14 protein-coding genes are annotated in these 12,383 nt (G+C 67.0%); 3 read left to right on the forward strand and 11 right to left on the reverse strand.

Annotated elements, in window-relative coordinates; genetic code table 11:
• Positions 1–36: 36 nt before the first annotated feature.
• The 3 genes from EAH84_RS07465 to EAH84_RS07475 form a co-directional block, all read right to left on the reverse strand.
• On the reverse strand, positions 37–720 hold the full coding sequence (locus EAH84_RS07465) for a 2OG-Fe(II) oxygenase (protein WP_140870089.1): 684 nt from the start codon (positions 718–720) through the stop codon (positions 37–39).
• Positions 721–801: 81 nt separating this feature from the next.
• Complete coding sequence (locus EAH84_RS07470) at positions 802–1,653, reverse strand: RcnB family protein (RefSeq protein ID WP_140870091.1); 852 nt, start codon at positions 1,651–1,653, stop codon at positions 802–804.
• Positions 1,654–1,760: 107 nt separating this feature from the next.
• The gene (locus tag EAH84_RS07475) at positions 1,761–2,303 is read right to left on the reverse strand and encodes a (2Fe-2S)-binding protein (RefSeq protein WP_140870093.1); all 543 of its coding nucleotides are present in this window, start codon (positions 2,301–2,303) and stop codon (positions 1,761–1,763) included.
• Between the two features lie 144 nt (positions 2,304–2,447).
• Between EAH84_RS07475 and EAH84_RS07480 the strand changes: the two genes are divergently transcribed.
• Positions 2,448–3,770, forward strand: a complete 1,323-nt coding sequence (locus EAH84_RS07480) for a sugar MFS transporter (RefSeq protein ID WP_140870687.1) — start codon at positions 2,448–2,450, stop codon at positions 3,768–3,770.
• 90 nt (positions 3,771–3,860) lie between these two features.
• Here EAH84_RS07480 and EAH84_RS07485 read toward each other — a convergent pair whose 3' ends face one another.
• The 7 genes from EAH84_RS07485 to EAH84_RS07515 all read right to left on the reverse strand — a co-directional run bounded on the left by EAH84_RS07485 (position 3,861) and on the right by EAH84_RS07515 (position 11,075).
• Positions 3,861–4,979 (reverse strand): CaiB/BaiF CoA transferase family protein, encoded by a 1,119-nt coding sequence (locus tag EAH84_RS07485; RefSeq protein ID WP_194150374.1) that lies wholly within the window; start codon positions 4,977–4,979, stop codon positions 3,861–3,863.
• Positions 4,980–5,024: 45 nt separating this feature from the next.
• The gene (locus EAH84_RS07490) at positions 5,025–6,134 is read right to left on the reverse strand and encodes a CaiB/BaiF CoA transferase family protein (RefSeq protein WP_140870097.1); all 1,110 of its coding nucleotides are present in this window, start codon (positions 6,132–6,134) and stop codon (positions 5,025–5,027) included.
• 119 nt (positions 6,135–6,253) lie between these two features.
• Positions 6,254–7,438 (reverse strand): acyl-CoA dehydrogenase, encoded by a 1,185-nt coding sequence (locus EAH84_RS07495; protein WP_140870099.1) that lies wholly within the window; start codon positions 7,436–7,438, stop codon positions 6,254–6,256.
• Between the two features lie 76 nt (positions 7,439–7,514).
• Positions 7,515–9,614: a TonB-dependent receptor gene (locus EAH84_RS07500; protein ID WP_161978370.1), complete on the reverse strand. Its 2,100-nt coding sequence runs from the start codon at positions 9,612–9,614 to the stop codon at positions 7,515–7,517.
• 197 nt (positions 9,615–9,811) lie between these two features.
• Positions 9,812–10,573 carry a tryptophan 2,3-dioxygenase gene (locus tag EAH84_RS07505; protein WP_140870100.1) on the reverse strand — a complete coding sequence of 254 codons (762 nt, stop codon included), beginning with the start codon at positions 10,571–10,573 and terminating at the stop codon, positions 9,812–9,814.
• Positions 10,574–10,587: 14 nt separating this feature from the next.
• Complete coding sequence (locus EAH84_RS07510; RefSeq protein ID WP_140870102.1) at positions 10,588–10,896, reverse strand: hypothetical protein; 309 nt, start codon at positions 10,894–10,896, stop codon at positions 10,588–10,590.
• Positions 10,893–11,075 carry a hypothetical protein gene (locus EAH84_RS07515; RefSeq protein ID WP_140870105.1) on the reverse strand — a complete coding sequence of 61 codons (183 nt, stop codon included), beginning with the start codon at positions 11,073–11,075 and terminating at the stop codon, positions 10,893–10,895. Before EAH84_RS07515 ends, EAH84_RS07510 begins: the two co-directional genes overlap by 4 nt.
• Positions 11,076–11,165: 90 nt before the next feature.
• On the opposite strand from EAH84_RS07515, the gene EAH84_RS07520 reads away from it, so the two are divergent.
• Complete coding sequence (locus tag EAH84_RS07520) at positions 11,166–11,780, forward strand: S24 family peptidase (protein WP_140870108.1); 615 nt, start codon at positions 11,166–11,168, stop codon at positions 11,778–11,780.
• A 23-nt stretch (positions 11,781–11,803) separates the two neighbouring features.
• Here the strand turns inward: EAH84_RS07520 and EAH84_RS07525 are convergent, their stop codons facing one another.
• On the reverse strand, positions 11,804–11,992 hold the full coding sequence (locus EAH84_RS07525) for a hypothetical protein (protein ID WP_140870110.1): 189 nt from the start codon (positions 11,990–11,992) through the stop codon (positions 11,804–11,806).
• Between the two features lie 175 nt (positions 11,993–12,167).
• On the opposite strand from EAH84_RS07525, the gene EAH84_RS07530 reads away from it, so the two are divergent.
• Entirely contained in the window at positions 12,168–12,377 is a 210-nt protein-coding gene (locus EAH84_RS07530; protein WP_140870113.1) for a hypothetical protein, read from the forward strand.
• Positions 12,378–12,383 lie beyond the last annotated feature (6 nt).

A 12,383-nucleotide genomic window follows, 5' to 3' on the forward strand; every position in this document is an offset into this window, starting at 1 on the left:
GACATTTCTATCCCACTGGCCCGTAACCCAGCAGCGTCACCCCGTGATCCACGGCCTCTCGCGAAACCATTTGGTGATGATGTATTTGGTGCCTTCGACCACCGCCATGCCTTCGTGGAGCGTCAACAGGTTGGGGCTGCCGTCGGGGTTCATGTTGTTCCACGTCAGGAGCAGGCCCTTGCGCGGCATGACCTTGATCCCCGCTTGCGGGAACCACGTGGCGCCGCCTTCGGTCACGTCGTTGAGGTAGATCATCGCGGTCCAGGTGCGCTGGCCGCCCGATTTCTCCATCGCCTTCCAATAGCTTTCGCTGTCGTGGAAATAATCGTGATGCGCGCGGAATTGCTGGCCGGGGGCGTAGCGCTGGCCCTGCATCGTCTCGCCGTGATCGGGGGGAATGCCGAGCGCGGCGGCGATCGATTCGTCGATCGGGCGAACCTGGGGGTCGTGGCGCGCCATGTCGCAGCTTTCGCTGGTGCGGAAGCCCGCACCCGCCTTTTCGGACAGCAAGGTCGAGGGGCGGCGGTGGGTGTCGATCATCGCGACCAGCGCGTCGCACTGCGCGGTGTCGAGGAAATCGAGGCAGTGATAGATCTGCGCGGTGGGCATGTCGGCCTTCACCATCCGCGGATCGCTGTCGAGCCGTTGGGCGACCTCCGCGCCGAAGCGCTGACGGGTGGGGTCGGCCCCGGTGGCCTTCGACTTCCTGCGACCGAACATGGCATTCGGATTGGCGTCGCGACGCGCGGAAGGCAAGCGGCAATCGGGCGGCGGAACCCCGCCGCCCGACCGGACGAACGCTTAGTAGAAGATGCCGTACACGCTATCGACGACCCGTCCGCTGCGAATGTCGATCAGCAGCGCGTCGTCGTAATAGCGGACCCAGCGATAGGGGCCGTACGCCTCGGGCAGCCGATAGGCATAGGGATCGTCGATCCAGTAATTCTGATCCCACAGGAACGACGACAGCGTCACCCCGATCGAGAAGCGACGATAGCCATAGCCCCAGTTGGACGGCGCATAGTAGCGCGGCAGGCGATAGGCGCCGCGGTTCGACGTGCGGTAGCTGTTGTAATTGTAGCGGTGGTCGCCGCGCCAATCGCGGTTCCACGTCCCGCGGTTGTCGGACCGAGTGCCGTAGCGGTTGCCGTATCGCTGCGCGGTATCGCGGTCGTCGCGCCTGTCCTGCCGGCCGCGCGCGATGTCGCGGCGACTGTTCTGGTAGCGTTGCACCGCATCGGCACCATTGTCGGCGCGCTGGACTTCACCGCGGCGGCGTTGGTCGCCCCAACGGTTCTGATCGGTCGGCGTCCGATAGGTGGGAGCCTGATAGGCTTGGGGTTGTTCGACGCGGCCCTGATAACCGCCGCGGTTCGCGTCGCCCCGACGGTGCTGGTGATCGCGCCGATCGTCTGGTTGCACGACGGTCGGTTGGGCCTGGACCTCGGCTTGTAGCCGCGCCTGGGCTTGCGGCTGGGTGTCGACACGGTTGCGCCACTGGCCGCGTTGGCCCCCGCGCGTGGTGCCGTCGCCGTCGCGGTCGGCACGCGTCTCGCCCTGGTCGCCGCGGTTCTGCCAGGTCGCGTTCTGCGCATAGGCCGCCGCGGGCAACAACGTGGTCGCCGCCAGCAATGCCTTGATCACGGTCTTCATGGGTCTCGTCCTCAACATGCCGGCGCACGAGCCGGCCCCGATGATGGCGCCGTTATGTACCACGCGGGTTGAGCGGAAGCTGAATTCGTTGGTCAGCGTTGCGACAGCTAATCGCGCGCCGGGGTGAGCGCGGGAACGACGCGCGCGGCGTCGGCGGGGTCGATGCCGGGGCGCGCGCCCGCGGGAATCGTTTCTTCGCCGCGGGCGGCTCGCCCGGCGCGCTGGATCGCGTCGATCAGTCGGGGATAGACGCCGCAGCGGCAGATGTTGGTGATCGCGGCCTTGATCGCGTCTTCGCCGGGATTGCCATCGCGTTTGAGCAGCACCGCGGCGGCCATGATGACGCCGGGGATGCAGAACCCGCATTGCGGCACGTTGGCGGCGATGAACGCGAGCTGGAGCGGATGCGCGCGCTCACGCGAGAGGCCCTCGATCGTGGTGACGAAACTGCCCTCGATCGCGGCGATCGTCACCATGCACGATTTCACCGCAGCGCCGTCGACATCGACGATGCACGCGCCGCAATGCCCCGTCCCGCAGCCATATTTGGTGCCGGTGAGGTTCGATGCGTCGCGCAGCGCCCACAGCAGCGGGGTCGCGGGATCGAGCTTATATTCGATCGGCTGGTTGTTGACGGTAAAACGGGTCACGGTAAGCGTTGTAGGCGATCCGGCGCACCGCAAGCCAGCCCGTATGTCGCGCTTGCGAGCGTCGCGGCGCGCGGCCTATGCCTCGTCACCGAGAGTGGGCGAGAGGGGCCGGATTCCATGGTGATGCACGTCGATACTAGCAGCATGGGCAATCCGGCGGCGGGCGATCCGGCGGCGGCCGGCGATCCGGCGGCGGCGGGCGATCCGCAGCATGGCTATGACGCGCCCGACCTGCGCATCTTCGTCTTCGCGCTGTTCTTCACCTTCGGCGGGATCACCAGCCTCAACGACGTGATCATTCCCAAGCTGAAGGAACTGTTCACGCTCAATTATGCGCAGGCGTTGCTGGTGCAATCGGCGTTCTTTGCGGCCTATGCGATCGTGTCGATCCCCGCGGCGGCGATCGTGCGGCGGGCGGGCTATATGCGGTCGGCCGCGATCGGATTGCTGACGATGATGGTCGGGTGCCTGTTGTTCATCCCGGCGAGCGCGTCGGCGACGTTCGGGGTGTTCCTGTTCGCGCTGTTCGTGCTCGCGGCGGGGATCACGATCGTCCAGGTCGTGGCAAACCCGCTGATCTCGCTGCTCGGCAAGCCGAATACCGCGCACAGCCGGTTGACCTTCGCGCAGGCGTTCAATTCGCTCGGCACGACGATCTTTCCCTATGTCGGATCGGTACTGATACTCGGCGGGCTGGCGAGCATGGACGCCTCGACGCTGACCGGCGCGGCGCTCGATGCGTATCGCGCGGCGGAGACCAAGACCGTCGTCCACACCTATATCGGGCTCGCGATCGCGCTGGCGATCGTCGCAGCGGTGATCTGGACGCGGCGCAACCGGTTGCGCGAGGAGCAGAGCGAGCAGGGCAGTATCCTCCAGGCGTTCGACCTGCTCGCGCGGCCGCGGTTCGGCATCGGCGCGGCGTGCATCTTCCTCTATGTCGGCGCGGAAGTCGCGATCGGGTCGCTGATCGTCAATTACCTGATGCAGCCCGGCGTGATGGGGCTGACCGGTCAGGAGGCTGGCAAGCATGTACCCTTCTATTGGGGCGGCGCGCTGATCGGGCGGTTCATCGGCGCGTATGTGCTGAGCCGGGTATCGCCGGGCAAGGTGCTCGCGACCGTCGCGACCGGATCGATCGCGCTGATCCTGATCTCGGCGAACACCACGGGGCTGGTGTCGGGCTGGTCGCTGCTCGCGATCGGGCTGTGCAATTCGATCATGTTCCCCACCATCTTCAGCCTGGCAAGCGAAGGGCTCGGCAAGCGCGCGGCGGAAGGATCAGGGGTCATCGCGACCGCGATCGTCGGCGGCGCGATCATCCCGCCGCTGACCGGCGCGCTGGCCGATGCGAGCGGGTCGCTCCACTTCGCGCTGATCCTGCCCGCGGCGTGTTATGCGGTGATCCTGGGGTATGGGCTGTACGCGCGGCATCCCGCGCCCGAGGTGGTCGCGGCGACGGCCTAATCGGCCGTTTCCGTTCGTCCTGAGCTTGTCGAAGGGCATCGACGGCAACGGTGCTTCGACGGGTTCAGCACGAACGGTAATTGATTGGTACTAATGGCCCAGCGCCGCGATCTCGGCGGGGTCGAAGCCGAGGTCGGCGAGCCATGCCGCATCTTTGCGCGCGCCGGCCATCACCGGGCGGACGGTGTCGCTGGCCGAATAACGCGGGGCGGGGGCGGGCTGGTGGACGCCGCCCGCCTCGACGAAGGTGTCGCGGGCGCGGTTGTGGTCGTGGGCAAGCGCCTCGTCGAAATCGAGGACCGGGGCGAAGCAGACCTCGTGCCCCGCAAACGCCGCGACCCACCCGTCGCGGGTCTTGGTGCGGAAGCGGATGGTGAGTTCGGCTTTCAGGCCGGGCCAGCTTGCCGGGTTCAGCTGCGCGTCCCACGCCGGATCGTCGAGTTCCATGACGCGGCGGAAGGCGGCGTAGAATTGCGGCTCGATCGCGCCGAGCGAGATCCATTTGCCGTCCGCGGTCTCGTAAGTGTCGTAGAAATGCGCGCCGGTATCGAGCAGGTTGGTGCCGCGCTCGCCCGACCAGCGACCCATACCGCGGAAGCCCCAGATCATGCTCATCAATAACGCCGATCCGTCGGTCATCGCGGCGTCGACGACCTGACCCTGGCCGGTCTTGCCCGCGTGGAGCAACGCGGCGAGCATCCCGAACGCGAGCATCATCGCGCCGCCGCCGAAATCGCCGACCATGTTGATCGGCGGGGTCGGTTTCTCGCCGCTGCGGCCATAGGCGTGGAGCGCGCCCGAGATCGCGATGTAATTGATGTCGTGGCCGGGTTCGTGCGCCATCGGCCCGGTCTGGCCCCAGCCGGTCATCCGGCCGTAGACGAGCTTTGGGTTGGCGGCGATCAGTATGTCGGGGCCGAGGCCGAGCCGCTCCATGACGCCGGGGCGGAAGCCTTCGATCAGGCCATCGGCGGTGGCGACGATGCGCTTGACCGCGGCGACGCCCTCCGGCGTCTTGAGGTCGAGCGCGATCGATTTGCGGGTGCGCAGGAGGGGGTCGTGACTGTCGATCGTGAGCCCGCCAGCCTTGGCGCGATCGATCCGGATCACCTCGGCGCCGTGATCGGCGAGCATCATGCCGCAGAACGGGCCGGGGCCGATGCCCGCCATCTCGACGATGCGGAGGCCGTGGAGGGGGGGGTGGGTCATCATGCGCTCCATTCGTCATGCCGGACTTGTTCCGGGGTGACGGGGTCAGTCGTGTTCGCCCAGCATCGGTGCTGGCTTGCCCGTGACGAGCGTCGCATCCGAGAACCGGATGGGCGTGCGCAGGCCATCGATCTTGTCGCCCTTCGTCACCATGCCGCGCGCAACGATCTGGGGGTCGGTTAGCGCCTGTTCGACGGTGTTGATCGGGCCGGCGGGGACGCCGACCGCCTCGAGCTTGGCGAGCAGGTCGTCGCGGGCGACGGTTTTGGTCACCGCGGTGATCGCTGCGAACAGCGCGGGCTTGTGTTCGAGCCGCCCGGCGTTGGTCGCCCATTCATCGCGCGCCTCGATCCCGGTGACCGCGCAGAAGCGGCGGAACTGCGCGTCGTTGCCGACCGCGAGGATGAACCAGCCGTCGGCGGTTTCGAACACTGCATAAGGCGACACGTTCATGTGCGCGTTGCCGACGCGGGTCGGGGTGACGCGCTTGGCGAAATAATTGGCGGCCTGGTTGGCGAGGACGCCGACCATCGTATCGAGCAACGCCATGTCGATATGCTGGCCGCGCCCGGTCGTCGCGCGCTGGTGGAGCGCGGCCTGGATCGCGATTACCGCATAGAGCCCGGTGGTGATATCGGCCATCGCGACGCCGATTTTCTGCGGCGCGCCGTCGGGGTCGCCGGTCAGGTCCATCATCCCGCTCATCCCCTGGATGATGAAGTCGTAGCCCGCGCGCGGCGCATACGGGCCGTCCTGACCGAAGCCGGTGATCGAGCAATAGACGAGGCGGGGGTTGAGCGCTGACAGGGTGGCGTAGTCGAGCCCGTATTTGGCGAGGCCGCCGACCTTGAAATTCTCGATCAGCACGTCGGCATCGGCGGCGAGATCGCGGACCTGCTGCTGGCCTTCGGGGGTGGTGAAGTCGATGACGAGCGAGGATTTGCCGCGGTTGCAGGCGTGGTAATAAGCGGCGTCGCGGGTGCCGTCGGGGTTTTCGATCCACGGTGGGCCCCAGGTGCGGGTGTCGTCGCCCTGCGGGGATTCGACCTTCGTCACGGTCGCGCCGAGATCGGCGAGGACCTGGCCTGCCCAGGGGCCGGCGAGGATGCGGGCGAGTTCCAGGACGCGAAGGCCCTTCAAGGGTGGCTCGCTCATTTTTTCACCACCCCGGCGGACGCCGGGGCCCAGTGGGGAATGTGGTGGTGACGGAGCGCAAGGTTCAACAAGTGATGTTCACCAACTGGGCCCCGGCGTGCGCCGGGGTGGTAGAAGGATTAGAACGCGGCGATGCCCGTGATCGCGCGGCCCAAAATCAGCGCGTGGACGTCGTGCGCGCCTTCGTAGGTGTTGACCGTCTCGAGGTTCATCAGGTGGCGCATGACATGATATTCGCCGCTGATGCCGTTGCCGCCGTGCATGTCGCGGCTCATCCGCGCGATGTCGAGCGCCTTGCCGACGTTGTTGCGCTTGACGATCGAGACCATCTCGGGCGCGAACCGGCCCTCGTCCATCAGGCGGCCGACGCGGAGTGACGCCTGAAGGCCGAGCGCGATGTCGGTTTGCATGTCGGCGAGCTTCTTCTGGTACAGCTGGTTGGCGGCGAGCGGCTTGCCGAACTGGTGGCGGTCGAGGCCATATTGGCGCGCGGCGTGGAAGCAGAATTCGGCGGCGCCGAGCGCGCCCCAGCTAATCCCGTAGCGCGCGCGGTTGAGGCAGCCGAACGGACCCTTGAGGCCCTGGACATCGGGGAGCAGCGCGTCCTCGCCGACCTCGACCTCGTCCATCATGATCATCCCGGTGATGCTGGCGCGAAGCGAGAGCTTGCCCTCGATCTTGGGGGCGACGAGGCCCTTCATGCCTTTTTCGAGAATGAAACCGCGGATACCGTCGCCATGCGCCTCGCTCTTCGCCCACACGACGAAGACGTCGGCGATCGGCGAATTGCTGATCCAGGTCTTCGCGCCCGAGATGACGTAGCCGCCGTCGACCTTTTTGGCACGCGTGGTCATCCCGCCGGGGTCGGAGCCCGCGTCGGGCTCGGTGAGGCCGAAGCAGCCGATCCATTCACCGCTCGCCAATTTGGGCAGGTATTTGCGCTTCTGCTCCTCGGAACCATAGGCGTGGATCGGGTACATCACGAGGCTCGACTGGACGCTCATCATCGAGCGATAGCCGCTGTCGACGCGCTCGACCTCGCGCGCGACCAGACCATAGGCGACATACCCTGCGCCGACCCCGCCATATTCCTCCGGAATCGTCGGGCCGAGCAGCCCGAGTTCGCCCATTTCGCGGAAGACGTCGGGATCGGTATGCTCGTTCTGGAACGCATCGACGATCCGCGGCCCGAGCTTGTCCTGCGCATAGGCCGCCGCGGTATCGCGAACCATGCGTTCGTCCTCGGTCAGTTGATCGTCGAGGAGGAACGGGTCCGCCCAATCGAACTTGCCCATACCGGCCATTCCAATTCTCCTTTGGCCGACCGGTTAAGCGGCGGCGTGGGGGATGTAAATGGCCAGCGTCGCGATACCGCGCGCGTCAAATATCCTTGGAAATCCCGACGAAGAGGCCGCGGCGCGGGCCATATTGGGGGGCGCCGACGCCGATCCCCGACCCGTCGCGGATCTGATAGACATGGTCGGCGACGTTGATCACGTCGAACCGTAGCTGGAGCCCGGCGCTGGGGATGCGGTAGCTGGTCGAGAGGTTGAGCTGCACATAGGGGGGGAGCTTGCCGCCGTTGGGGACATCGCCGTCGCGGCGCAATCCGGAGCCGTAGATCAGGTCGCCGCCGAGCTGGACGCCGCTCAGCATCCCCTGGTCGACCTTGTACGAGAGGCCGCCCGAGCCGGTGTAGGTCTGGTCGTGGTCGAGATAGATGAACTGGCGGCTGATCGCGGCGAGGTCGGCGGGATCGAAGTTGAAATTGCTCGAAACGATGTTGCGACCCTGCGCCTTCGAATAAGCGAGATTGGCGTAGGCGAGGAAGGGGCCATGCGCGTAGCTGGCGTTCGCCTCGACGCCGTCGATCCGGCCCTTGGCATAGTTGAACGGGGTCAGGATGATCGGCGCGCCGAACTGGCCCTCGTCGACCAGATTGGTCGAGCGGCGGTGATAGCCGTCGACGCCGAAGGTCACGCGGCCGAGCACCTGTTGAAATCCGACGTCGACATAATCCTGGCGCTCGGCATAGGGCACCGCGCCTTGCGTGCCGGGGGCAGCCGCGCTGGTGCCGACGAACCGGGCGACCGTCGTCAGCGCGACGTTTTCGAACGGCGCGGGCGAGAAATAGCGCGCATAGCCGGCGTGGATCGCGAGCCCCTTGGCAGGTTGCCAGACGCCGTTGATCCGCGGGCTGAGCTGCTGTTCGCAGCGATAGCCGCAATAATGATCGAACCGTGCGCCGTAGTTGATCGTGACGCTGGGGGTCAGCTTCCATTCGTCCTGCGCGTAGACGCTTTCGGTCCATTCGGTCTTGCCGCTGCGATCGGCGATCGTCAGCGGCCCACCGGTCTGTGCGCCCGTGGCGTCGACCGGGAAGACGTAGCTGGTCGTGTCGCTCGCGCCGCGGTCGCGCGTCACCAGCACGCCGCCGCGCAGCGTATGCGCGTCGCCGAGCCGATAGACCGCGTCGACCTGGCCGCCCGCGGTGAAATCCTGCTTGAATGCGCGTTGCGCCTGGCCGTTGAAGAGCAGCTCGCCGACCATGTCGGGGCGATAGGTCAGCGCCGAATAGCGCGCGAACAGCGAGGTCTGGACGGTGAGGTTGCCCGCGTCGTGGAGCAGCGCGAGCTGGCCGAAGCCGGTGCGTTCGAGCTGGCGTTCGTCCAGATCGTCGCTGAGGAAATCCCTGCGGCCATTGACCGCATAGCCCGGCCCGACGAGCGCGGCGTGCAGCCCGCGCGGGTTGGGGATCTGGAAATACTGGTTGGCGTAGCCGCCCACGAAGGACACGCGGTTTGCGTCGTTCAGGATATGATCGACATAGGCGAAGCCCTGATATTGGTCGGTCTTGTCGTGGATCGCATCGCGGCGGCCGTCGACGCGCTCGATGCCGACATCGTCGTGGCGATAGTCGCCCGACACGAAGTAATTGGTCGACCCGGTCGACCCGCCATAGGTGAGGCTGGGTTCGATCGTGCCGTTCGATCCGCCGTAGATCGAGACGTTGCCGTTGTTGGTGAAGCCGGTCTTCGTCGTGATATCCAGAATCCCCGCGGTGCGCAGGCCATATTGCGCGGGCAGCGCGCCGGTGAGCAGGTTGAAGCTCTGGATCAGCCGCGGCGACAGCGTCTGGCCGAACACCGCGACGCCTTCCGGCAGGATCGTGCCGTTGATCCGGTATTGCAAATTGTTGTGGTCGTTGCGGACGTGGAACTGGCCACCGCCGTCCTGGACGACGCCGGGCAACTGGAGGACGATCTGGTTGAAATTCTGGTTGTCGCCGCCGGGGAGCGCCTGGATCGTCGCGTTGGTGATGCCGTAGCTGGTCGCGCCGAGCGAGGGCTGGATCGCCGCGCGCGCCGCATCGAGCCGTGCGCCGGTGACGACGATATCCTTCGCGGCTGCGGCGGTCGGCGCGGTGGTGCCGGGTGTCGCCTGGTCCGGATCGGTCGCGGGGGCGGCGCGATCGACCATCGCGGGCGACTGCGCGGTGACGGGCGCGGGGACGGTTTGGGCGGCGATCGGGGCTGTGATGATCAATGTCGAAGCGAGCAGGGCGGCTTTGAGGAGCAAGGCGATTTCCTGTGTGGCGAGTCGCTGCTCCCTAATGGCAATGATACGTTATATCAAAATGAAATTCGCGTCATGTTTCCCCGGTGCGACCAACGGTGTCAGAGCGAGGTCCGGACGTCGAGCAGCTCGGGAAAGAAGCGTTGTTCGATGACCTTGGCGAGATAGGGCACCCCCGCGCTGCCGCCGGTGCCGCGCTTGAACCCGATGACGCGCTCGACCGTCTTGAGGTGGCTGAACCGCCACAATTGGAGGTGATATTCGAGGTCGACGAGCTTTTCGGCGAGCTCGTACAGATCCCAATAGCGATCGGGATCGGCGTAGACCGTCGCCCAGCACGCCTCGACCTCGGGGGATGGGGTGACACGGTCGGCGGGGACCGGCAGGCCGCGCCGGCCGAGCAGCGCGATCGCTTCGTCGTACAGGCTGGGGCGCGCCAGTTCCGCCTCGAGCCGCGTGCGCACCTCGGGCTCTTCGAACACCGCGACCAGCGCAGGATTGCGGCTGCCGAGCAGGAATTCGAGCTCGCGATACTGGTCCGACTGGAAGCCCGAACTCGCGCCCAGGGTGCCGCGCATCGCGGCGTAATCGGCGGGGGTCATCGTCGCCAGCACCTCCCACGACTGGATCAGCTGCGCCTGGATGCGGCTGACCCGCGCCATCATCTTGAGCGCGGGCTGGAGGTCGTCGCGCGCGATCCGGCGGCGCGCCTCGCGGAGTTCATGGAGGCACAATTTCATCCACAGTTCGGACGCCTGGTGGATCGTGACGAAGAGCAGTTCGTCATGGACCCCCGAGCGCGGCGACTGGACCGCGAGCAGTTCGGGGAGCCTGAGATAGCTGCGGTAGGTGAGGGTGGTCATCCACCACCCTTATCCTAGTGCGATTCGAGCGTCACGATCTCCAGCGTCACGCGGTCGTCGTCGGCGGCGAGGATCGCGGGGGGCAGCGCGATATGACCGCGCATCGGCAGCTCCGCCTCGGCGAGCCCCGCGAGCCAGCGATAGCGCGCCGGGCCAGCGGGGAGCCCGAGCTCGATCCGGTGGCGCGCGCCGATGTAGGTCGCGCTCGCCCACGGCTGCTCGGTCGCGGAGAGGACCAGCGCATCGAGCCCCGCGGTGACGGCGGACAACCGCAGCGCGCGCGCCAAGCGACGGCCCGCGCCGGTGAAGGCATCGAGTTTCATGCGTGGTTTTCCCGCATGAAAAGCTCGATCCGGCGGCGCACCCGTTCGCCGACTTGTCGGCCGCGGCGCAAATCGCTGACCAGCCGTGGATCGTTGACCGCGCGCCGCCCGAACAGCGTTTCGGGCATGTCATGGGCGCGCAGGTAGCGATCGATCACGATCGAAAGCGCAGGCGTCATCTTCAGTCTCCCCGAGTCGCGTAATATGTTCTTGCTCTGTTCTGATTTCCAACTTGTCTAGGAAAATTTCCTGCGGTATGGAGGAAGACGATGGCGGCGATCGATCCACGGGCGCGGTTGCGCGAACTGGCGGCGGCGCGCGGGGACAGCCTCGCGGCGCTGTCGGCGATGCTCGGGCGCAACCTGGCGTATTTGCAGCAATTCGTGACGCGCGGGTCGCCGCGGCGGCTGGCGGACGACGACCGGCAGCGGCTGTCGGATTATTTCGGGGTCGACCCGACCGAGCTGGGCGGCGAGGCGGCGCCCGCGGGATTCGCGGTGCCGCGACTCGCGATCGGGGTGTCGGCGGGGGCGGGGGCGTTCGTCGACGAGGAGGTGACGATCGGCGCGACGATGCTCGACCCGCGGCTGGCGCGCGAGCTGGGGCTGCGCGAGGGGCAGGCGGGGATCGTCCGGGTACGCGGCACGTCGATGGAGCCGGGGCTGATCGAGGGCGACCTGATCGTGGTCGATCAAGCGACGCGGTCACCGGGGGTGCGCGGCGAGGTCCATGTCATCCGGGTCGACGGGGTGACGATGGTGAAACGCGTGCGCCGCGAGGGCGGACGGATCGTAGCGTCGAGCGACAATCCCGCCGCACCGCCGGTGGCGGGGACGATCGAGGTGATCGGCAAGGTCGTGTGGCTGATGCGCGCGCCGCGTTAGCGCGAACGGGTCAAAGCTACGCGTTAGCGGGTGCGGTGACGCCACCAGATCGCGAGGGCGGCGAGAATTCCCAGCGTGATACCGATCAGGAAACCGGGAGTCGCCTGACCCACGGCGAATCCGATCGCGGCGCCACCCAGGGCGCCGATCATGATCAGCACGCCGCCCGCGGGCGGCGAGGGGGGGGTGGGCGAAGAGCGAGGCGTCGGCATCGCCGCGCCCTGCCACGTCCCGTTGCGAGACGCCAGCGTCCCGCGCCGGGACGCGTGGGGCAGCGCGCCGAGCGCGGTTTACCATCGTACCCTGCGCGGCTCCGAACATGCGCGATCGTGGCACGATCCGTGTGTGGAGGCCTGAAGGTCGCTCACGGCCCGTGCGGAGTATGCGATGAACGACCTCTACCTTACCGATGCGCGTCAGGTGTCCGATGCGACCGCGCTGATCGCGACCTATGGTGAGACCGCGGCGGCGGAGGCGGCGACGCGTGCCGATCGCAGCGCGACGATCGGCAATGCCATCGCATTCTGCCGGTGGCGGCAGATCGAGCGGCTGATCGAGGTGATGGCCGCGACCGAGGCGTGCGGCACGATCCACTGATTGCGG

Source organism: Sphingomonas oligophenolica (genome assembly GCF_006438955.1).
GTDB classification, from domain to species: domain Bacteria; phylum Pseudomonadota; class Alphaproteobacteria; order Sphingomonadales; family Sphingomonadaceae; genus Sphingomonas; species Sphingomonas oligophenolica_A.